Origin of the sequence: Microbacterium shimangi, from assembly GCF_043556445.1 — a bacterium.
Classification (GTDB): Bacteria; Actinomycetota; Actinomycetes; order Actinomycetales; family Microbacteriaceae; genus Microbacterium.
In genome coordinates, this window is the sequence record NZ_JBIGII010000003.1 from 276,765 (window position 1) to 296,218 (window position 19,454).

Sequence of the window (19,454 nt, forward strand, 5' to 3'; positions counted from 1 at the left end):
GTCAGATCTCCTCATCGGCGGCAAGGTCGGGGTCGGCGCTTTGGCTGGCGTCGGGTGATTCGATCGGATCGGAAGGTTCGTCGCCGCCACCGGCCGACAAGCCCGACTCCGACAGCGCGGGTGAGCCCGCGGCATCCTGATTCTGCTCCCGGGTCTCACCGTCGGCGACGTCGCCGCTCTCGAAGCCGCCGGGTGGGTTGGCATTGATGACACCTTCGGGCAGGTTGTGCTGATCGCTCATCGCTGCTCCTCTCGTTGACTCCACCCTGCGTCCCACGCCCGGGATCCGGAGGGGGCTTGACGACCGACGAGCGCCGTCTCATCCGACGGTCGCGAATCCGAGGACGGTCGCGTTTCGGGCGGCGGCCTAAGAACCGGCGCGTTCGTGGAGGATGGCCGCCCGCTCGGGGTGAGCGCCGAACCAGTCGGCCACGTACCAGCACACCGGGATCACCTGTCGCGAGCCGTCGCGTTCGAGGAGGGCCACGGCGCGCTCGACGACCTCGCCGGCGTACCCCTTTCCGCGGAACGTGGGGATCGTGTAGGCGCGGGTCATGGCGACGGTGCGGCCGTCGTCGCGATAGTCCAGCACCGACACGAGATCATCGCCGTGGTGCAGGGTGTAGCGCGACGCGTCTTTCTCATCGGTGAAGCGCAGTTCAGTCACCCCGACAGGGTACGCCGCTCCGGATGCGGCAGGGATTCGGGATTCATCGAGATCGCACCCGGCTCACGTTCTCGCGACGACGGCCCTCATTCTCGCCGCGTGTTTTCGACGGAGCATGGCGGGAGATTTCGTCACGGCTCGCCACTGGAGGTAGGGCTCGCGCCATCCGGGCGCCCGGACTTCGGGAACCCCGTTGTTCATCCGGATCTGCCACCCACCGGTGTCGAGGGTGCGGTGGTGGTGCCAACAAAGAAGGACGCCGTTGTCGGTGTGGGTGGGCCCGCCGTTGGCGGCTTCGTCGACGTGGTGGATCTCGCACCAGATCGCAGGGACCGTGCACCCGGGAATGATGCACGCGCCGTCGCGGACCTGCAGCGCCCGGCGTTGGTAGCGGTTGAAGACCCGGTCGGCGATATCGATCGCGATGATCCGGCCCTTCTTGTTCTGGAATACGCGCTGCACGTTGCCGCAGCACGCGACACGCCGTGCGACGGAAAGACTCACGGGTTCGGTGATCCCGTCGACGTGCGCGAAGCCGCGCCCGGTCTGGAGGTCATCCGCGTCGACCGAGACCACCAAGGTGGGGGCTGCACCGCCGAGGGTCGGCATCTCGCTCGAGCGAGCGGCCGCGGACAAGATCGTCGCGAAGGCGTCGTGGCGCTTCTGAGGAGAAGTGCGCGTGTCGGCGCCCGCCTCGATGTCGGCGGGTTCACTCTCGCCGTCGGGGTCGAGAAACCGTGGCCCTCGGAGCTTCGGGTTGAGGATCGCTGCCTCGAGCAACTGCCACTGCGCGGCGACCTCGGGGAGCACGTTTCCTCGCACCGGGACGAGACCGTCATGGCATTTCCCGAGCGTGATCCCGCGCTTTCGATTCGCGCGGGCCTCACGGGGTTCGGCACCGTCTTGGTCGAGATACATCGCCCACACCTGCGCCTGCAGCTTCAGCTCATCGGCCGTCGCCGGTGGAGCCCCGTCGACGCCCTCGCCCCTCGCCGACGCGGACAGTTCGGTGTCGGCGGCACCACGTTCGACCCACGCCGGCAACGCCGGGCCCAGCACCCCGGTGACCGCGACCACCGCGTCGACCCCGACGACGCTGCCGGTGACCGCGGCGCGCATCGCGGGGAACGGCGCGGGCAGCGTCACTCCACTCGTCGGCGCGACCTTCTCGACGATCGCCCGCCCCGCCGCCACGTAGTCGCCCGCGCGGCGACCCGACACCCGCGTGACGCGCTCGACGAGCTCGCGCGGAGTGCGGCACCCGAAGCGGGTCGTCATCCGATCCGACAGGCCGGGGTTGTCGGATCGTTCGTGCACCTGGCCCGCCGCTTCGATCACCACGCCTTCGAGCGGACGGATGGCGGACGCCGCAGCATCCATCACCGCGACGATCTCGGCCTCGCTCGCACCGCGCAGCACCCCCGCCGACAGCACCGCTCCGGCGACCGCGCGCAACTGCGCGCCCAGTTCGCCGAGCCGGTCGAGGAGGTCTTCCATACCCCTCATTCTGGCGAGGGCCACCGACATTCCTGACCGTCAATGTCCCAGATCAGGGGAGTAATCCGAGACCTGTGGACAAGCCGCCGAAAGTTGCCGAAACAGTCACCCTGGGGAGGAGCCGGTACGCCGAGCGACCTTCGGGAGGCTCAGGCACCGCCCCGACCACCCCCACCACTACTCGGGCAGAACCCCCGTCTTCGCGAGCCGGGCGTACCACTTGCCGCTGTCTTTGACGGTGCGTTCGAGCGAATCGAAGTCGACGCGCACGATGCCGAACCGCTTGGCATAGCCGTAGCCCCACTCGAAGTTGTCGAGCAGCGACCAGACGAAGTAGCCGCGCAGGTCGACCCCCTGCTCCATCGCGCGGTGCGCGGCGGTGAAGTGGCGGCGCAGGTAGTCGAGTCGCTCGGGGTCGGGTACCGAGCCGTTCTCGGCCACGACGTCGTCGAACGCCGCCCCGTTCTCGGTGACCATGAGCGGCTGATCCGGGAACTGCGCCTTCAGTGAGAGCAGCAGCTCTTCGAGCCCTTCGGGCGCGATGTTCCACCCCATCGCGGTGTACGGACCCGGCTGCTGCACGAATTCGACGGCCTTGTCGCTGCCCGGCCATGCCGTGCCGTCGCCAGACGCCTTGTGCCCGTCGTTCTGCTGCCGCGGCGAGACGCCGTCCCACATCCGCACGGTCGCGGTGGAGTAGTAGTTGACCCCGAGCACGTCGATCGGCTGGGCGATCGTGGCGAGGTCGCCGTCTTCGACGAACGACCAGTCGGTGACGGATGCTGTGTCCTCGAGCAGGTCGACGGGATACTCGCCGCGCAGCATCGGGCCGGTGAAGGCGCGGTTCGCGAGGCCGTCGATGCGGCGCATCGCCTCCGCCGCCCCATCGCCCTGGCCCCGGAGCACGTGGAAGTTGAGCGTGACCGAGTAGTCGGGGTCACCCGTCGACGTCGCGCGGAGCGCCTGCACCGCGCGCCCGTGCGCGAGGTTGAGGTGGTGCACCGCGGCGAGGGCGGCGGCGGGTTCTCCGCGCCCCGGCGCGTGCCCACCCTGGCCATAGCCGAGGTAGGCCGAGCACCACGGTTCGTTGAGCGTCGTCCAGGTGTGAACGCGGTCTCCGAGAGCACTGCCCATCACCTCGGCGTAGCGCTCGAATGCGTCAGCGGTCGCGCGCATCGGCCACCCGCCGGCGTCTTCGAGGTACTGCGGGAGGTCCCAGTGGTAGAGCGTCGCCACCGGGCGGATTCCCCGCTCGAGCAACCCGTCGACGAGCCGCGAATAGAAGTCGATGCCCGCCTGATTGACGGCGCTGCCGGCGCCTGAGCCCGTCGAAGGCTGCGGCTGAATCCGCGGCCACGCGATCGAGAAGCGGTAGGCCCCGAGCCCGAGATCCTTCATGAGGTCGAGGTCGGACTCCAGACGGTGGTAGTGGTCGGTCGCCACGTCGCCGGTGTCGCCGTTCCACACCTTGCCGGGGGTCTTGCTGAACGTGTCCCAGATGGAGGGCGTGCGCCCGTCTTCCTGCGCCGCACCCTCGACCTGGTACGACGCGGTGGCGGAGCCGAAGGTGAACCCCTCCGGGAAGACGAGCCCGCTGTCGCGGAAGTCGGAAGTACCGGCATTCATCGGGTGATCTCCGTTCGGTCGGCGCGCAGCACCTCGGTGCGACCCTCGGGCGTGGTCACGGTCACCTCGGCCGTACCCTCGCCGCCAGGGAACACGCGCAGGGTGAGACCGTCGAGGTAATCGTAGTCAGGCCGGTCGGACCGCGCCCCCCAGGGCAGCACGGTACCGGGGCGGACGTACACGGGCAGGCTGTCGAACCCGTGGGTCTCGGTGCGCCACCCGCCGCCGGTCACGGTCTCACCGGTCAGAAGAGACGTCCACTCCCCCGCCGGCAGGTAGAACTCCACCTCGCCCGACTCGGTGAACACGGGGGCTACGAGAATGTCCGAACCGAGCATGTACTGCCGGTCGAGGTACGCCGCCGTACGGTCGTCGGGGAACTCGAGCACCATCGGCCGCATCACCGGGTGCCCGGTGGCCGCAGCATCCAGGCCCTGCTGGTATAGGTACGGCATCAGCCGCATCTTCAGCCGAGTGAAGATGCGGGTGACGTCGACGGCTTCGTCGTCGAACTGCCACGGCACGCGGTACGACTGCGAGCCGTGGAAGCGGCTGTGGGTGCCCAGCATCCCGAACGCGGTCCACCGTTTGAAGACGCCCGCGTCGGGCGTGCCCTCGAAGCCCCCGATGTCGTGGCTCCAGTGCGCGAAGCCGCTCATCGCGAGCGAGAGGCCGCCGCGCAGAGTCTCGGCCATCGACGCGAAGGTGGAGGTCGAATCGCCGCCCCAGTGGACGGGCATCGTCTGGCCACCCGCCGTCGCCGAGCGGGCGAACAGCACGGCCTCGCCCGCGCCGCGGGTCTCGACGAGCACGTCGTACACGGCCTTGTTGTAGAGGTGGGTGTACATGTTGTGCATGCGATCGGGGGCGCTGCCGTCGAAGTACTCCACGTCGAGCGGGATGCGCTCGCCGAAGTCGGTCTTGAAGCAGTCGACGCCCTGCGCGACGAGGGCGCGGAGCTTGCCCTGGTACCAGCGGGTTGCGTCGGGGTTGGTGAAGTCGACCAATCCCATGCCCGCCTGCCAGAGGTCCCACTGCCATACCGATCCGTCGGCGCGCTGCACGAGGAATCCCTGCGAGGCGGCCTCGGCGAACAGCGGCGAGCGCTGACCGATGTACGGGTTGATCCAGACGCACACCCGCAGATCGCGCTCGTGCAGGCGCTGCAGCATGCCGTCGGGGTCGGGGAACACCCGGGGATCCCACTCGAAGTCGCACCAGTTGAACTCGCGCATCCAGAAGCAGTCGAAGTGGAACACCGACACGGGGAGCTCCCGCCGCGCCATCTCGTCGATGAACGAGGTGACGGTGGCTTCGTCGTAGTCGGTGGTGAAGCTCGTCGACAACCACAGCCCGTACGACCACGCGGGGACGACCGGCGGGCGACCCGTGAGCGCGGTGTAGCGCTCCAACACGTCTTTCGGCGTGGGCCCGTCGATGACGAAGTACTCGAGCACTTCGCCGGGAACCGAGAACTGCACGCGCTCGACCGACTCCGAGCCGATCTCGAAGGAGACGTGGCCCGGGTCGTTGACGAGCACGCCGTAACCGCGGCTCGAGACGTAGAACGGCACGTTCTTGTAGGCCTGCTCGCTCGACGTGCCGCCGTCGGCGTTCCAGATGTCGACGGTCTGGCCGTTCTTCACGAGCGGGCCGAACCGCTCACCGAGACCGTAGATCAGCTCCCCCACCCCGAGGTCGAGCTGCTCGTGCACGAACGTACGAGGGTGCCCCACGGGGCTCCCCGTTCGCGCGTTCCCCACGATGCCGGGGTCGACCTGGGCGTCGTCGGTCAGGGTGATGTGGCCCTGCGCCTTCGCACCACTGCCGGTGAGGCGGCGGCCGTGCGACGAGAACGACAGCCCCCACGGCGAACCCTGCTCGACGCGGGCGACGAGTGAACCGGTGCGCAGCTCGGCGCCGGCAGCATCCGTCACCGTCGTTCCGGACGCGCTCGCTCCCGGCAGCCTGAACGTCATCGGCGCCGCACCCCCGAGGTGATGCGCGACGCGCACCCGCACGACCCCGGCGAGGGGAGACGAGAGGGTGACGGTCAGAACGGGCCGGTTGAGCGTATCTCCGCGCCCCGTGATGACCTTGGTCGGAGCGGTGACGACGAGACCGGGGCCGTCGACGGTGTCGGTCGTCTCCCAGATGTCGTAGGCCTCTTGGGCGTAGAGCGCGGCGACCCCGGGTCGCAGCTGCCAGAAACCATCGGTGAACTTCATTACTTGACTGCTCCTGCGGTGATGCCGCGCGTGAGAGTGCGCTGGAAGATGAGGAAGAAGAGGAGGGTGGGGATCAGGCCGAGGAGGGCCGACGCGCTCGTCGTGGTGACGTCCATGAGGCGGTCGCCCTGCAGCACGCTGATCGCCACGGGAACCGTCTGGTTCTCGTTCGAGACCAGGAACGTGAGCGGGATCAAGAACTCGTTCCAGGTCCAGATGAAGAAGAAGATGAGAAGCACCGAGAGGGTCGGGCGGCTGATCGGGAAGATGACGCGCCAGAGGATCTTCCACCGGCTGGCGCCGTCTATCGCGGCGGCTTCGAGAACCTCTTTCGGGAACGTGCCGTAGACCGCCGAGAGCAGGTAGGTGCCGAACGCCGCCTGGATCACCGTGAAGATGATGATGACCGACCAGACGTTGTTGTAGAGGCCCACCGCTTTGAACATGTAGTAGAGCGGGTAGAGAAGGGCTTCCTGCGGCAGGAGGTTCGCGAGCAGGAACAGCAGCACGATCCACGAGCGGCCGCGGACGCGACCGATGCCGATCGCGAACGCGTTCAGCACCGACAGCAGCACGGCGAGCACCGCCACGATGCCCGAGATGAAGATCGAGTTCCACACCTTCTCGGGAAAGTTCACGCGATCCCAGAAGGCGGCGATGCCGTCGAAATAGAACTCCGTCGGCAGGGCGAGCGGGCCGCCGTTGGAGTAGTCCGACGGCGACTTGAACGAGTTGACGAGGATCAGGTAGAACGGCGCGATGATGACGATCGCGGCCACGATCACGAAGGCCAGCATCAGCCAGTCGATGCCGCGCCGTTTGGTCATGCCGCCGCGGGGCCGGCCCGCGCGCGGGGGCTTGCCGCCGGGCTTCGCCGTGGTCACTGCCATGGTGGCGACCATCAGAGACCCGCCCTTTCTTTACGTTCCGCGGCATTCTGCGCGCGGATGAACAGCACGGCCACGATGGTGACGACGATGGTGAGCGCCGTCGCGATCGTCGCGCCGTAGCCGACCTGCTGGGACTGGAAGAACTCGCTGTACGCGTAGTAGGCGGGCACGATCGTCGAATCGCCGGGGCCGCCGCGGGTCAGGATGTAGACCGGGCCGAAGACCTTGAGCGCGGCGATCGTGCTGGTGAGGGCTACGACATAGATCTCGGGGCGGATGATGCTCACCGTGATGGCGCGGAATCGCTGCAACCAGTTCGCGCCGTCGAGCTCGGCGGCTTCGTACAGCTCGGGGTCGACCCGCTGCAGTGCCGCCATGAAGATGACGACGGGGTAGCCGATCTGGATCCAGACGAGCACCACCATGATGCTGATCAGCGCGGTGTCCGGAGACCCGAGCCAGTTGTGCGCGAGCCCACCGAGCCCGATGCTCTCGAGGATGCGGTTGAGGGCACCGTCCTGCGGGCGGAGGATCCACCCGATCACGATGCCGGCCACGGCGACGGGGAGGATCTGCGGCAGGTAGAACGTCGCCCGCAAGAAGCTCGCCGACCGCCCGCCGAACTTGCGGCCGATGACGTCGAAGAGCAGTGCGGCGACGACGAGGCCGATGATGGTCGGCACGATCACCATCGCGATGATCATCCAGATGCTGTTGACGAACGACGTCCAGAACGTCGCGTCGCCCATCAGCTCGATCCAGTTCTCGAGACCGATGAACTCCGGCGGCTTGATGCCGCGCCATTCGGTGAAGCTCAGATAGATGTTCCAGACGAGCGGCACGACGATGATCACCGTGACGAGCACGAGGCCCGGAACCAGGTAGAGCCAGTAGCCGGCGCTGCCGCCGCGCCCGCGCTGCGGGATCAGGGGCTCCTCGGGAGGGAGTTTCGTCCGCGGGGCGCGGACGAAGGGAACAGCGGTCATCGCCGGCTCCTCAGACGTGGGTGGGGTGCCGCGGATCGCGGCGGGGGGATGCTGCGAAGCAGCGGGTGGTGCGGGGGCCCGCCGCGGCTACGGCGGGCCCCCGGGTCATCAACGGAAGTCTTCGACGTACGAGTCGTACTCGGCGCCGAGGCCTTCCTGGACTTCGGCCGGCGTCTTCGTGCCGTTGATCAGTTCCTGCGTCTGCGAGACGAGGACGTCATAGAACGTCGGGGTGGGCCAGTCGGGGTAGAAGGCCAGTCCGTCGTTCTCGTTGACCTCGTTGAAGGCCTGGATCAGCTCGAGGCTCTTCGGGTCGGTGATGTCGGCCTCGTCGGCGGCGACGGGAAGCCCGCCGTTGTTGCCGAGCAGCGCCTGGATCTCGGGACGCATCGTGATGTCGATGAAGTCGTAGGCGAGGTCTTTGTCTTTCGCGCGCTCCGGCACGACCCAGATGTTGCCCGACGAGCCGGGCGCCATCTCACTGCCGGGGAAGGGGAAGAGCCCGAAGTCGAAGCCCGCGACCTCCTCGACGAAGCGGCCGTACCACCAGCTGCCCGAGATGAAGATGGGCGACGAGCCGTTGATGAACGACACGCCCGCGTCCTCCGCCTTCACGCCGGTGACGTCCTTCGAGAAGTAGCCCTTGTCGGCGTACTCCTTGAGGGTCTCGGTCGCGTACGTGATCTCCTCGCCGGTCCAGTCGACGGGGTTCTCGTAGAGCTGGTAGTCGTTGACGAACTGGCGGTCGGCCTGGCTCAACGCGAGCTGGTACCAGAGCTGTCCGATGGGGTACTCCAGACCAGCCTCGGCGAGCGGAGTGACGCCCTGCGCGACGAAGGTGTCCATCACGTCGATGAACTCGTCGTACGTCGTCGGGATCTCGAGACCCGCCGCCGCGAACATGTCCTTGTTGTAGTACACCGTGACGAACTCGCCGTAGTTCGGGACGCCGTACCAGGCGCCCGACCCCATGACACCGTCTTCGGTGTAGCGCGCGGTGGTCTGCAGGGCGGGAGCGAGCTTGTCGTCCCAGCCGTGCTCGTCGACCGCCTCGGTGATGTCGGTGAGGAGGCCCTGGCTGGCGAGAAGGCCGGCCGTCGCGTTGCCCTTGTTGAACTCCATGATGTCGGGGGCTTCGTCGGAGTTCAGCACCTGGCTGGCGGTCGAGCGGATCTGCTCGAAGCTCTTCTCCTCGAACTCGACGGTGGCGCCGGTCTCTTCTTCGAAGATCTTGATCGCTTCGGCCCAGGCGATTCCCATCGCGCTGGTCTCGCTCTCGTAGTGCCAGAGGGTGAGCGTGTTGTCGCCGCTCGATTCGCCGCCGGAGTCTCCCCCACCCGCACAGGCGGAGAGGCTGAGGGCGGCGATCGCCGCCGTGGCGATGGCCGCAGCTGCGCGGCGCTTCGTGGTTCTCGTCATTCGTGCCATCGTCGGCACTCCTTTCTTGGTCGACCCAGAAGGTCGGGACGGGGTGTGAATGCTGAGTGCCCCTTCGCAGCGTCGAAGCGCTTCGATGCGAGCACGCGGTATTCGGTTGTGTTCTGGTGCGGACTAGACGGGTGAGGTGACCGTGCCGTGAGACACGTACGTAGGCGCGACGAGGTAGAGATCGGGAACTGGTCGCTCGTCTTCGAGCGAGCGCACGGCGAGTGCGACCGCGAGGTCGCACGAATCCTGCGGAATGAGCGGGATCGTGTCGACGGGCGTCGGGAGAGCGGCGGTATCGAAGGACGCGCCGACGGCGATGACCGATACGTCGCCCGGCACCGAGAGGCCGCGTTCGGCGAGCGCCTCGAGAACGGCGGCGTGCGCCTCGGCGGTCGTGTGCAGGAGCAGGGCGGTGGCTCCGTCGTCGAGCATCTGCAGTGCCGTTCGCACCACGGCGACCAGGTCGGGCATCACCGCACCCGACGAACGGAAATCGCAGTGCACCCCCCGCTCGGCCGCGCGCTTCTCGGCGGCCGCGCGAACCCGCGGCGGGAAGTTCGACTTCACGTACGCGATGTCGGTCTGCCCGATGAGTCCGACCCGGGTGTGACCGACATCGGCCAGCGTGTCGACGGCGAGCCGGGCAGCCGCCTCGAAGTCGAGGTCGACGCACACCAGACCCTCACTGTCGTCGGGAACACCGATGAAGATCGTCGGCGTCTCGATCGCCCGGGCCAGCGGTACCCGGTCGTCGTCGGGGGCGACGTCGAGCACGAGGATGGCGTCGACGAGACCGGATGCGGCGACCCGGCTCATTCCGTCGCGCGCCTGCTCATCGGTCAGCAGCAGGATGTCGTAGTCGTTGCGGCGGGCGGCGATCGCCGTCGCCAGCACGAACGACATGTGCGTGGGGGCGTGGGTGTCGGTGCGGAGCGGCTCTGTGAGCGCGAAAATCTGCGTACGGCTGCCCGCCAGCATCCGGGCACCGGCGTTGGGGCTGTAGCCGAGCTCATCGACGGCTCGCTCGATGCGTTCACGGGTGGAACGTGAGACCGGACGCTTGCCGCTCAACGCGTACGACACGGTGCTGATCGACACGCCGGCGGCCTCGGCCACCTCGTTGATCTTCACCATCTCGACTCCATCGTCTGTCCGTCGAAGCGTTTCCGCGAAGCGCTTCGATGAAGAACGTAAACCGCGCGTCAGAAGATTGCAAGCGATTTGCCGGAATCCGCAACAAACCTCTGCGAGTGCCGCCGCGGGTGGAAGAGTTGACGTGCGACGACACATTCGGAGATAATCGCCTGCATGACTCTCAACGCACGCTTCCTGTCCGCCGTGGAGGCGAACGGAACTACCGGCATGATGGCCGGTCGCGTTGTCATGTGCTGTCGAATGTGTCGCTGACTCGGTGACCTCCGCCGGGACTCCTCTCCACTTCTGAACGTCGAGAGCTCGTCCCCCCGAGACAACGGTCTCGCGTCGATCACGCGTCGCCGCCTGTCTTGCCACCGGCCGATATCGGCCGTCCCGCACATTCGAAACCCGCAGGGCTCGGCCCCGGGTTCACACGCAAGGACCTCCACTCCCATGTCGAACACCGCACTCCTCGAACGCCCGACCACCTCGCCCCGTCCCCTCCGCGCTCTCCCCGGCGATGCGACGCCCGCTCCGGCATCGGCCGCGCGGCCCGCGCTCCCGGCCGGAACCACTCCGCGCGGTTTCGCCCTCTACGTCGGCATCGACGAAGCCACCGCCGCCGACGCGGGGGTCAGCCTCGGCGTTCTGGTCGACGCGCTCCGCCGCACGCTGAACGAACTGGCCCCGGCCGCCGAGACCTATGCCACGGTCGCGCTCGCCCCGGTCGGTGCCGGCGGTCGCGCGGTCGATGTCGTCCGCCTTGCGCTGCACGAGCCCTCGGCGGTCGCCCGCACGAAGGAGGAGCCCAGCGACGCAGACCGCGCGCCCGGCGGCGTCGTGGTCGACATCTCACGCAAGCGCGTACTCATCGACGGCGAGTCGGCCGCGTTCACCTTCAAGGAGTTCGAGCTGCTGCAGTACCTCGTGCTGCGCGAGGGGCGCACGATCGAACGCACCGAGCTGGTGTCGTCGCTGTGGGAGGGCTCGACCGACGACGAAGCACCCGGCGAGCGCACCATCGACGTGCACGTGCGTCGTCTGCGCGCCAAGCTCGGCGCCTACGAAGACATCGTGCGCACCGTGCGCGGGGTCGGCTACCGTTTCGACCGCCATGCCGACGTCGCCATCCGCTACGGCCACGGCACCCCTTCGCCCGACCGCTTCTGACCTCCCCGACCACGGCACCCTCGCAGCTTCGGAGGGAAATGCGGTTTCGGAGGATCGATTCGCGCAGACCGGCCCTCCGAACGTGAAATCCCCTCCGAAATCGTCGGGGCGAAGCGGCGGTGATGGATGCTGTGCCCTGACCTAGCTGCGTCGAGTCCGGGTGTCGCGGGCCCGACGTAGGGTGGCCGCATGAGGTCGACCGGGATGCGCGCGCGGTCGGTGCCGCACGACTCGCGGCCCGTTCATGCTCGACCGCGCGAGACGGAGTACCGTCCGCGGCATCCGCTCGACCTGGCGCGCGTCGTGCTCCCCCAGCGCCACGGCGCCGGCGACCCCACGATGGCCGCGGCGAACGGCGTGATCTGGCGTGCCAGCCGAACCCCCGACGGACCAGCGACCCTCGCCCTCCGCGCCGGCGCGGGCGGTCACGTGCGTGCCGCAGCGTGGGGCCCCGGAGCCGAGTGGGCTCTCGACCAGCTTCCGGCGCTCTGCGGCGCCGACGACGACCCTACGGGCTTCGATGCGGGCGCGCACCCGCTCGTCGCAGAGGCGCACCGGCGCCACCCCGACCTGCGCATCGGCCGCACAGACCTCGTGTTCGACGCACTCGTCAGCGCGATCATCGAGCAGAAAGTGACCGGCATGCAGGCCTTCGGCGCCTGGCGGCGGATCGTCGCGTGGTACGGCGAGCGCGCGCCCGGTCCGACCCCGAAGCCGATGTTCGCCCCGCCGACGATCGAGGGGTGGCGGCGCGTTCCCTCGTGGGCCTGGCACCGCGCCGGGCTCGAGCCGCCGCAGTCGCGCACGATCGTCGAGGCCGCTCGCCGGGGTGACGCGATCGTCCGCGCCGCAGCATCCGCCCCCGACGCAGACGGCCGCGAGCGCATCTTCACGAGCCTTCGAGGGGTCGGGGTGTGGACCTCGGCCGAAACACGGATCCGCGCGTTCGGCGACCCCGACGCGGTGAGCGTCGGCGACTACCACCTCGCACACCACGTCGGCTTCGTTCTCACGGGCAGCCGCGTCGACGACGACGGGATGCTGGAGCTGCTCGCGCCGTGGGCGGGGCAGAGGCAGCGGGTGATCCGTCTGCTCTACGCGAGCGGGATCCAAGAACCACGGCGGGGCCCCCGGATGCATCCCGAAGACCACCGCGACCGGTAGTCGTCACGGCCTATGCTGAGCGCATGAGCGAACCCCGCACCGGCTGGCCCCGCGGCCGCACCCACTGGCTGCTCGGCACCGTCGTCGTGGTGGCGCTGGGCGTCTTGTTCGGGATGGTGTTCGGCAACGTCTGGCTCGGCCTCGTGCTGGCGGCGATCGTCTCGATCGGATGGCTCATCGCCTACGAGTCGTGGCGCGGGCGCAACAACAGCGGCGTCAACGACGAGACCAACGGCATCGAGCTGTAGCGGGTACGGCGGCTCAGCCGCGGCGCATCGGAAGGTGCGGGATGCCGTCTTCGGCGAACGGGTCGCCCGACACGACGAAACCGAACCGGGCGTACCAGCCCTCGAGCTGCGCCTGAGCGTCGAGCACGATGGGCATGCCGGGGGCTCGCTCTTCGCACCGCTGCACCGCGCGCCGCATGAGCTCGGCGGCGACTCCTCTCCCCCGCGCCGACGGTGCCGTCGCCACGCGACCGATGCGCATGGCGCTGGTCTCGGAGAGAACACGGAGCGTCGAGACGACCTCCTCGCCCTCCTCAGCCCAGAGCAGCTCTGCGCCCGGCTCGATGTCGCGCCCATCGATCTCGGGGTATGCCGCCTCCTGCTCGACGACGAAGACTCCCACGCGCAACCAGAGGATGCGGTACAGCACGAGCGGGTCGATCTGAGCGACGGCAGCGAGGTGGTAGTCGAGAGGCACCGTCCGACGCTACCGCGCCGGGGCTCGGGTTCGGTCTCGTGCGACGGCGCCGTCGGGCCGCGCGCGCGTGCGCACCGCGAACCCCGCACATGCGATGACGACGAACCCGCCGACGACGGTGAGCGCGGTGATGTTCTCGCGCAGAATGATCGCCGCCCACAGCAGCGTGAGCACCGGCTGGACGAGCTGCACCTGGCTCACCTGCGCCATCGGCCCGATCGCGAGGCCGCGGTACCAGGCGAAGAAACCGAGGAACATGCTGATCACCGAGAGGTAGGCGAACGACAGCCACCCCTCCCACGGCGCGGTCGGCGGATCGGTCAGCGCCGACCCCGCGGTGAGGGCGACCATGAGCGGCGACGCGAGCACGAGCGCCCACGACACGGTCTGCCACGAACCGAGTTCACGCGACAGCATCCCTCCCTCCGCGTACCCGATCGCCGCGGCGACGACCGCGCCGAGCAGAAGCAGATCGGAGCCCTGCAGCGGGGCGAATCCGCCCCCGTGCACGACGGCGAAGGCGAGTGCGGCGACGGCTCCGAGCGCTGCGGCGAGCCAGAACGATCGGGCCGGCCGCTCGCGGCCCCGCACCACGGCTGCCACGGCGGTCGCGGCCGGCAGGAGTGCGATGACGACGGCGCCGTGGCTCGCGTCGGCGGTTGTCAGCGCGAGCGAGGTGAGCATCGGAAAACCGACGACCACACCGGCGGCGACGATCGCGAGCCGCACCCACTGGCGCCCTCGCGGCAAGGGTTGCCGGGTCGCGATCAGCGCGATGGCGGCCAGGACGGCGGCGACCACGGCTCTACCGGCCCCGACGAAGACAGGCGAGAGGGTCTCGACGGCCACGTGCGTGAAAGGGACGGTGAACGAGAAGGCGGTGACGCCCAGCATCCCCCACAGAAGCCCTCGACCGAGGGTGGGTGAGCGGATGCTGCGGTCAGTGGACATCCGTCGAGTGTGGCGGATCCGCGAACGGGGGCAAGCGCTTTCGCAGGGTGCCAGTCGCAGGCCGGTGGACCGTCCCACCGACCAGGAGGCCGATGGCGTCGCAGCAGTCGCCCAGACCGACCAGTCGGTCGGTAATGAGCTACTATGGCGCGCATGCGTTCCCACATTCTCGAAACGGCACGTCGGCTGACTCTCGATGGGGGCGCAGTGCCGTCGCTCAACGCCGTCGCGGAGGCCGCGGGCGTCTCGAAGGGCGGCCTGATGCACCACTTCCCCACTCGGTCCGCCCTCGTCGCAGGGCTTGCGCGCGAATCCTTGGAAGAGGTCGATGCCGCGATGTCCAGGGCAGCTGCGGCGGGGACAGCAGCGCGGACGTGGTTGGAGCTCTCCCTGCCCGACGGCGATGAACGGGCGTTGATGCAGGCCCTCGCCTCGAGCTTCCGGCCGACGGACGGCGACTTCGGCCCGCTGCTGAGCGACTCGGCCGTCGCCATCGCGCGCTGGGAGGCGCTGATCGCCGCCGAGGTGGGAGACACGGTCCGAGCGCACGTGATCCGCCTCGTCGGCGATGCGCTCGTCGCCAACGCACTGGTCGGGCTCAACGCCGTCGACGAGGATGTGGACGACCTTCTGCGGTCCCTGACGGCGCCGCCTGCCGCAGCGGAGACCCGCCCATGACGGGCGCACTGCTCGCCAGCATCGCGGCGCTGGCGCTGCTCGACTCGCTGAATCCCGCGACGATCATCGCGGTGACCCTCGTCCTGATCGCCGCTCCCCGTCGACCGGCGCTCGTCGCCGGCGCTGCGGTGCTGGGCGCCGCTCTCACGGTCTTCGCTGCCGGCACCGCGTTGTTCCTCACCGCCGGCGCTGCCGCCGGTGCCGTCGACGGGATCGTCATCGGGCTTCGCTTCGTGGCGTTCGGTGCCGCCGGGATCGCCCTCGCGGTCGCAGGTGTCCGCCGACTGAGAGATCGCCCCAGACGCGCCATCGAACTTCCGGCCTGGTTCAGCCCGTGGACGGCCCTCCCGTTCGGCGTCCTGCTCACCGCAGCAGACCTCCCGAATGCCTTCCCGTACTTCATCGCGATCGAACGGATGGTCACGACAGGAGTACCGCCCGCCGCGGGGTTGGCGATCCTGGCCGGTTACACCGTCGTCTACTGCCTTCCCTGCCTCGTCCTGCTCGCCGTCGGCCTCACGAGCGGTGCGCGCGTGCGCGAGTGGTTGCAGAGACTCGTCGACCGGCTCGGCACCGGCACGGTGAAGCGGTCGATCCCCACAGCCGTGGTGCTCATCCTGCTCGGGGTCGCAGTGGCGTCGGTGCCGCTCTGGCTGCTGTAGCGGCGCGGATGAGCACATGGCCACGCAACCCGCGAAGGACTGGGACCTCCTCTTCCACGCTTTTTGGGGAGCCCGCGCGGAGACTCCGACCGCCGTCGCGTCTCGACTGATCGGCACGATGGAAGCGCTCGACGGATTTCGCGAAGCGCTCACCGGCCGCTGGGTCGACGATTCCGGCGACGATCTGACCGCCGATACGCAAGCGATCGTGCAACTCGTCACTCGAAGCATCCCGCGCACGAACGACGGGAAGGCCTTTGCGGAACAGGGTTTCCGCGTCATCCTCACGCTCGTTCCGGTTGGGCAATCAGCCTTCACCGCGCGCAAGACCCTGAGTGTCGAGATCGGCGCGGGGTCGGCCCTCGTACCCCGTCGGAGCTTCTTCAACCGCATCCTCATCCGCGGCACGTCACTCTTCCCCGAGCGAGACACCTTTCCGCTCTGGCCCGCTGCCTTCACGGGCCTGGTCGCCGCATGGCAGCCGGAATACGCGGCACTGCTCTCGAGAGAGCAGCGCCGGGCGAACGAGAGCATGCTCCCCGACGAGATCGACGCGCCCTGGATCGGTGCGATCACCTACCTGAGTGAGCGCACCGGCGCCCTTCCCGCCGCGTCGGCGCCTGCTCGGGTCGACCCGACCTCGGGCGGTGCGGTGCTCTACCTATCGCCGGATTCTCCGGCCGACGCCGTGTCGGGCACGGCCGCTCGAGATGTCCTCAGACGCGCGGCGACAGACGGGTGGCACGCGCGGATCCCCCGAGTCGGCGGGAGTGTCACAGAGCGACCCTCGTGACGCACGAATGCCCCGCGACCTGTGCGGGCGCGGGGCATTTCGCGGGGGTTCAACGTGTCAGGGCGACGATCTTCTCGACGACCCGCCGCTGATCAGGAGCGGCGTCGTGCCGAGGCGCCGCGTCCCTTGACCATGATGTAGACGACCAGGGCGATGATCGCACCGATGATCGAGCCGATGATTCCGGCGGGCTGCAGGAAGCCGTCGCCGGCATCCTGTCCGAAGAGCAGGAAGCCGAGGAATCCGCCGACGAACGAGCCGACGATCCCGAGGACGATGGTCATGAGGATGCTCATGCTCTGCTTGCCGGGAACCACGGCGCGGGCGATGAATCCGGCGATGAGGCCGACGACGATGATGCTGATGATGAGACCGAGCATGGTTGCTCCCTTGTGTGAACGCCGAGCGGCGTATCGGGTCGGGCACCGGCCGGTGCACGGGAGGCCGCAATTCGCGACCACACCTGACTTCATCACCCTTCGGGGTGTGGCGGCACACCCCTGGGGGTGTAAAGATCGAGCATGCCCTCAGTTCCGAACGCGCGGCCCATCACCGTCGCCCTCGTCGACGACTACGACGTCGTGCTGAAAGGGCTGGCTCATCTGTTCGACGAATACCGGGATCGCGTGCTCGTCGCCGAGATCGATGCGAACCGGGGTGTGAGCGATGCGGTCGACGTCGTGCTGTACGACTCCTTCGCCCAGCCGGAGTCGGATCACCATGAGATCTCCGAGCTCATCGCGAACCCCCGGGCGCGACGCGTCGTCATGTACACCTGGAACTTCCATCCCGACCTCGTCGAGTCCGCCCGCCAGAAGGGTGTGCACGGTTATCTCTCGAAGACCCTGACGGCGCCTCAACTCGTGGCCGCCATCGAGGCGGTCCACGCGGGCGAGTTGGTGTTCAGCGACCAGAGCCGCCGCGCGCCGAGCGCTCCGGGGCTCGATTGGCCGGGCAGGCTTCACGGCATCACCGATCGTGAGTCCGAGATCCTCGCCCTCATCACCCAGGGCAAGAGCAACGCCGAAGTCGCCGCCCTCACCTACCTCAGCCCCAACACGGTGAAGTCGTACATCCGGTCGGTCTACGGCAAGATCGGTGCGACGAGCCGCACCCAGGCGGTGCTCTACGGCGTTCGGCATGGGTTCACCCCCGACACTCACCGCATCGATCACTGGATGGGTGGGCCGTAACTCTCGGGGAGGAAGGCCCTTGCCAGGCCCGCGGGTGCCGCGAGAAATAATCACGGAAACATAACGACAAAGTCTTCCCTTCCGTTACCCCACCGTTATAGAGTTCACGCACGGTAGTTGTTTTGCTGTGGCAGCTACCCAAATGTGATTGCAGGACACTCTTGGTGCAAGGGACAAGGGCCGGTCGGAAGCCTCTCCGACCGGCCCAACTTTTTGCCCTCCCGCCGGAGGGTTCTCACCCTCAGGCGTTCAGCGCGATCGCGGGTACCGAGATCGCGGCCACGGCCTCGCGGAACACCGTCACCGGCTCCGCCCCCTCGGCGGTGCTCGACTCGAACGCGATGCGCATCGCGGCCACGAGAGCCGCCGCGATCACGCGGCGCTCGAGGTCGCTCACCGGCCGGATGAGCCAGGGGTCGATCGCATCACCCAGAACCGCCTCGAACCCGTGGATGGTCGAGAGCCACACCGCATAGAGCGCCGGCTCTCGCAGGATGAGGGGCACCAACTGCGCCGTGTGGATGCCGCGCTCTCCCCAGAGCGAGCGTTCGAAGGCGCCGACGAGAACGTCGGCGAGGGCGCCCGAGGGGCGTTCGCGGAGCGCCTCGCCGATGAGCTCGATGCCGCGCTCGAGCACGGGCCGGATCGCATCGGGCTTCCGGGGGAAGTAACGGTAGAACGTGCGCTCCGAGACGCCCGCGCGCTCGCAGATGCGCGCGATGGGCACGGCGTACCCGGTGTCGACGAACGCCAACGCGACACGCTCCGAAACCGCGAGGCGGTTTCTCTCTGCGAACTCAGCCGACGGCATGAGAACGAGCGTAGCCTGTGACAGATACTGCCAAACGCGCATTCGGCACGTGCGGCACGAGAGAGGAACGCACATGTCAGAGCGATTCACCGACAAAGTCATCGTCGTCACCGGCGGAGCCAGCGGAATGGGCACCACGCACGCGAGAGCCTTCATCGCGGAGGGCGGATCGGTCGTGCTGGGCGATGTCAACGACGAGGCCGGCCAGGCGCTCGCCGACGAGCTGGGCGAGCGCGCGCGCTACCACCACCTCGACGTCGCCGACGAGACGCAGTGGGCCGCGTTCATGGAGTACACCGAGGCCGAGTTCGGTCCCATCTCGGTCATGGTCAACAACGCCGGCATCGGCGGTGTCGGCACCCCGGTCGAGACGTCGACCCTCGAGGGATGGCGCCGCACCCTCAGCATCAACCTCGACGGCGTCTTCCTCGGAACCCGCGCGGCCATCACGTCGATGAAGAAGGCCGGCGGCGGCTCGATCATCAACATCTCATCGTTCGCGGGACTCGTCGCCACACCGTTCAGCTCCGACTACACCACGAGCAAGTTCGCCGTCCGCGGCTTCACGAAGGCCACCGCGATGGAGGTCGCCGGCTCCAACATCCGCGTCAACAGCGTGCACCCGGGCTACATCCGCACGCCCATCCTCGGCCCCCTCGGCGAAGAGGTCGTCATCGGCAAGATCGCGATCCAGCGCATGGCGCAGCCCGAAGAGGTCAGCAAGATGGTGCTGTTCATCGCCTCCGACGACGCGAGCTACTCCACGGGTTCCGAGTTCGTCGTCGACGGCGGCTGGTCTGCCGGGTCACCCGTCGCGATCGGCGAGACGAACGCGCAGTTCTCCGACCGCTGATTCAACGACGAAGAG

Annotated in this window: 21 protein-coding genes; 8 read left to right on the forward strand and 13 right to left on the reverse strand. The window is 68.4% G+C overall.

Translation table 11 applies throughout. The features are described from left to right. Window position 1 precedes the first annotated feature (1 nt). From ACFXQA_RS03020 to ACFXQA_RS03060, 9 genes are all read right to left on the reverse strand, one after another. On the reverse strand, window positions 2-241 hold the full coding sequence (locus ACFXQA_RS03020; protein ID WP_394518309.1) for a hypothetical protein: 240 nt from the start codon (window positions 239-241) through the stop codon (window positions 2-4). Between the two features lie 126 nt (window positions 242-367). After that, window positions 368-667: a GNAT family N-acetyltransferase gene (locus ACFXQA_RS03025; RefSeq protein ID WP_394518310.1), complete on the reverse strand. Its 300-nt coding sequence runs from the start codon at window positions 665-667 to the stop codon at window positions 368-370. 63 nt (window positions 668-730) lie between these two features. Beyond that, on the reverse strand, window positions 731-2,164 hold the full coding sequence (locus tag ACFXQA_RS03030) for an HNH endonuclease signature motif containing protein (RefSeq protein ID WP_394518311.1): 1,434 nt from the start codon (window positions 2,162-2,164) through the stop codon (window positions 731-733). Window positions 2,165-2,341: 177 nt separating this feature from the next. Further along, complete coding sequence (locus ACFXQA_RS03035; RefSeq protein ID WP_394518312.1) at window positions 2,342-3,790, reverse strand: GH1 family beta-glucosidase; 1,449 nt, start codon at window positions 3,788-3,790, stop codon at window positions 2,342-2,344. Then, window positions 3,787-6,018 carry an alpha-xylosidase gene (yicI, locus tag ACFXQA_RS03040; RefSeq protein ID WP_394518313.1) on the reverse strand — a complete coding sequence of 744 codons (2,232 nt, stop codon included), beginning with the start codon at window positions 6,016-6,018 and terminating at the stop codon, window positions 3,787-3,789. The genes ACFXQA_RS03035 and yicI overlap by 4 nt, the downstream gene beginning before the upstream one ends. Further along, window positions 6,018-6,908 carry a carbohydrate ABC transporter permease gene (locus ACFXQA_RS03045; protein WP_394518314.1) on the reverse strand — a complete coding sequence of 297 codons (891 nt, stop codon included), beginning with the start codon at window positions 6,906-6,908 and terminating at the stop codon, window positions 6,018-6,020. The genes yicI and ACFXQA_RS03045 overlap by 1 nt, the downstream gene beginning before the upstream one ends. A gap of 11 nt (window positions 6,909-6,919) precedes the next feature. Next, window positions 6,920-7,894 (reverse strand): carbohydrate ABC transporter permease, encoded by a 975-nt coding sequence (locus tag ACFXQA_RS03050; protein WP_394518315.1) that lies wholly within the window; start codon window positions 7,892-7,894, stop codon window positions 6,920-6,922. A gap of 108 nt (window positions 7,895-8,002) precedes the next feature. After that, a complete protein-coding gene (locus ACFXQA_RS03055; protein WP_394518316.1) occupies window positions 8,003-9,313 on the reverse strand; it encodes an ABC transporter substrate-binding protein in 1,311 nt (436 codons plus the stop codon). 132 nt (window positions 9,314-9,445) lie between these two features. Further along, window positions 9,446-10,456 (reverse strand): LacI family DNA-binding transcriptional regulator, encoded by a 1,011-nt coding sequence (locus ACFXQA_RS03060; RefSeq protein WP_394518317.1) that lies wholly within the window; start codon window positions 10,454-10,456, stop codon window positions 9,446-9,448. 456 nt (window positions 10,457-10,912) lie between these two features. On the opposite strand from ACFXQA_RS03060, the gene ACFXQA_RS03065 reads away from it, so the two are divergent. From ACFXQA_RS03065 to ACFXQA_RS03075, 3 genes are all read left to right on the forward strand, one after another. Beyond that, complete coding sequence (locus tag ACFXQA_RS03065) at window positions 10,913-11,629, forward strand: winged helix-turn-helix domain-containing protein (protein WP_394518318.1); 717 nt, start codon at window positions 10,913-10,915, stop codon at window positions 11,627-11,629. Between the two features lie 189 nt (window positions 11,630-11,818). Further along, window positions 11,819-12,793 carry a DNA-3-methyladenine glycosylase family protein gene (locus ACFXQA_RS03070; RefSeq protein WP_394518319.1) on the forward strand — a complete coding sequence of 325 codons (975 nt, stop codon included), beginning with the start codon at window positions 11,819-11,821 and terminating at the stop codon, window positions 12,791-12,793. A gap of 23 nt (window positions 12,794-12,816) precedes the next feature. Then, complete coding sequence (locus ACFXQA_RS03075; protein ID WP_394518320.1) at window positions 12,817-13,041, forward strand: hypothetical protein; 225 nt, start codon at window positions 12,817-12,819, stop codon at window positions 13,039-13,041. A 13-nt stretch (window positions 13,042-13,054) separates the two neighbouring features. Here the strand turns inward: ACFXQA_RS03075 and ACFXQA_RS03080 are convergent, their stop codons facing one another. After that, window positions 13,055-13,498 (reverse strand): GNAT family N-acetyltransferase, encoded by a 444-nt coding sequence (locus tag ACFXQA_RS03080; RefSeq protein ID WP_394518321.1) that lies wholly within the window; start codon window positions 13,496-13,498, stop codon window positions 13,055-13,057. 9 nt (window positions 13,499-13,507) lie between these two features. Continuing rightward, window positions 13,508-14,449, reverse strand: coding sequence for a DMT family transporter (locus ACFXQA_RS03085; RefSeq protein ID WP_394518322.1), 942 nt, complete (start codon window positions 14,447-14,449; stop codon window positions 13,508-13,510). 153 nt (window positions 14,450-14,602) lie between these two features. On the opposite strand from ACFXQA_RS03085, the gene ACFXQA_RS03090 reads away from it, so the two are divergent. The 3 genes from ACFXQA_RS03090 to ACFXQA_RS03100 are packed head-to-tail and all read left to right on the forward strand — an operon-like array spanning window position 14,603 to window position 16,582. Beyond that, a complete protein-coding gene (locus tag ACFXQA_RS03090) occupies window positions 14,603-15,127 on the forward strand; it encodes a TetR/AcrR family transcriptional regulator (protein ID WP_394518323.1) in 525 nt (174 codons plus the stop codon). Further along, on the forward strand, window positions 15,124-15,789 hold the full coding sequence (locus ACFXQA_RS03095) for a GAP family protein (protein ID WP_394518324.1): 666 nt from the start codon (window positions 15,124-15,126) through the stop codon (window positions 15,787-15,789). The genes ACFXQA_RS03090 and ACFXQA_RS03095 overlap by 4 nt, the downstream gene beginning before the upstream one ends. 16 nt (window positions 15,790-15,805) lie before the next feature. Continuing rightward, window positions 15,806-16,582, forward strand: a complete 777-nt coding sequence (locus ACFXQA_RS03100; RefSeq protein WP_394518325.1) for an Imm52 family immunity protein — start codon at window positions 15,806-15,808, stop codon at window positions 16,580-16,582. A 92-nt stretch (window positions 16,583-16,674) separates the two neighbouring features. Here ACFXQA_RS03100 and ACFXQA_RS03105 read toward each other — a convergent pair whose 3' ends face one another. After that, window positions 16,675-16,962 carry a GlsB/YeaQ/YmgE family stress response membrane protein gene (locus ACFXQA_RS03105; protein ID WP_394518326.1) on the reverse strand — a complete coding sequence of 96 codons (288 nt, stop codon included), beginning with the start codon at window positions 16,960-16,962 and terminating at the stop codon, window positions 16,675-16,677. Between the two features lie 141 nt (window positions 16,963-17,103). Between ACFXQA_RS03105 and ACFXQA_RS03110 the strand changes: the two genes are divergently transcribed. Beyond that, window positions 17,104-17,775, forward strand: coding sequence for a LuxR C-terminal-related transcriptional regulator (locus tag ACFXQA_RS03110; RefSeq protein ID WP_394518327.1), 672 nt, complete (start codon window positions 17,104-17,106; stop codon window positions 17,773-17,775). A gap of 241 nt (window positions 17,776-18,016) precedes the next feature. Here ACFXQA_RS03110 and ACFXQA_RS03115 read toward each other — a convergent pair whose 3' ends face one another. Then, a complete protein-coding gene (locus ACFXQA_RS03115; RefSeq protein ID WP_394518328.1) occupies window positions 18,017-18,586 on the reverse strand; it encodes a TetR/AcrR family transcriptional regulator in 570 nt (189 codons plus the stop codon). 73 nt (window positions 18,587-18,659) lie between these two features. Here ACFXQA_RS03115 and ACFXQA_RS03120 point away from each other — a divergent pair, with 73 nt between their 5' ends. Then, entirely contained in the window at window positions 18,660-19,439 is a 780-nt protein-coding gene (locus ACFXQA_RS03120) for a glucose 1-dehydrogenase (protein ID WP_394518329.1), read from the forward strand. Window positions 19,440-19,454 lie beyond the last annotated feature (15 nt).

Excerpts from the sequence above, each read along its gene's own strand:
- ACFXQA_RS03030 (WP_394518311.1), bottom strand. The coding sequence starts at position 2,164 with ATGGAAGACCTCCTCGACCGGCTCGGCGAACTGGGCGCGCAGTTGCGC.
- ACFXQA_RS03020 (WP_394518309.1), bottom strand. The coding sequence starts at position 241 with ATGAGCGATCAGCACAACCTGCCCGAAGGTGTCATCAATGCCAACCCA.
- ACFXQA_RS03085 (WP_394518322.1), bottom strand. The coding sequence starts at position 14,449 with ATGTCCACTGACCGCAGCATCCGCTCACCCACCCTCGGTCGAGGGCTT.
- ACFXQA_RS03060 (WP_394518317.1), bottom strand. The coding sequence starts at position 10,456 with ATGGTGAAGATCAACGAGGTGGCCGAGGCCGCCGGCGTGTCGATCAGC.
- ACFXQA_RS03055 (WP_394518316.1), bottom strand. The coding sequence starts at position 9,313 with ATGACGAGAACCACGAAGCGCCGCGCAGCTGCGGCCATCGCCACGGCG.
- ACFXQA_RS03090 (WP_394518323.1), top strand. The coding sequence starts at position 14,603 with ATGCGTTCCCACATTCTCGAAACGGCACGTCGGCTGACTCTCGATGGG.
- yicI (WP_394518313.1), bottom strand. The coding sequence starts at position 6,018 with ATGAAGTTCACCGATGGTTTCTGGCAGCTGCGACCCGGGGTCGCCGCG.
- ACFXQA_RS03065 (WP_394518318.1), top strand. The coding sequence starts at position 10,913 with ATGTCGAACACCGCACTCCTCGAACGCCCGACCACCTCGCCCCGTCCC.
- ACFXQA_RS03075 (WP_394518320.1), top strand. The coding sequence starts at position 12,817 with ATGAGCGAACCCCGCACCGGCTGGCCCCGCGGCCGCACCCACTGGCTG.
- ACFXQA_RS03120 (WP_394518329.1), top strand. The coding sequence starts at position 18,660 with ATGTCAGAGCGATTCACCGACAAAGTCATCGTCGTCACCGGCGGAGCC.
- ACFXQA_RS03095 (WP_394518324.1), top strand. The coding sequence starts at position 15,124 with ATGACGGGCGCACTGCTCGCCAGCATCGCGGCGCTGGCGCTGCTCGAC.
- ACFXQA_RS03105 (WP_394518326.1), bottom strand. The coding sequence starts at position 16,962 with ATGCTCGGTCTCATCATCAGCATCATCGTCGTCGGCCTCATCGCCGGA.
- ACFXQA_RS03070 (WP_394518319.1), top strand. The coding sequence starts at position 11,819 with ATGAGGTCGACCGGGATGCGCGCGCGGTCGGTGCCGCACGACTCGCGG.
- ACFXQA_RS03115 (WP_394518328.1), bottom strand. The coding sequence starts at position 18,586 with ATGCCGTCGGCTGAGTTCGCAGAGAGAAACCGCCTCGCGGTTTCGGAG.
- ACFXQA_RS03050 (WP_394518315.1), bottom strand. The coding sequence starts at position 7,894 with ATGACCGCTGTTCCCTTCGTCCGCGCCCCGCGGACGAAACTCCCTCCC.
- ACFXQA_RS03045 (WP_394518314.1), bottom strand. The coding sequence starts at position 6,908 with ATGGCAGTGACCACGGCGAAGCCCGGCGGCAAGCCCCCGCGCGCGGGC.
- ACFXQA_RS03110 (WP_394518327.1), top strand. The coding sequence starts at position 17,104 with ATGCCCTCAGTTCCGAACGCGCGGCCCATCACCGTCGCCCTCGTCGAC.
- ACFXQA_RS03100 (WP_394518325.1), top strand. The coding sequence starts at position 15,806 with ATGGCCACGCAACCCGCGAAGGACTGGGACCTCCTCTTCCACGCTTTT.
- ACFXQA_RS03035 (WP_394518312.1), bottom strand. The coding sequence starts at position 3,790 with ATGAATGCCGGTACTTCCGACTTCCGCGACAGCGGGCTCGTCTTCCCG.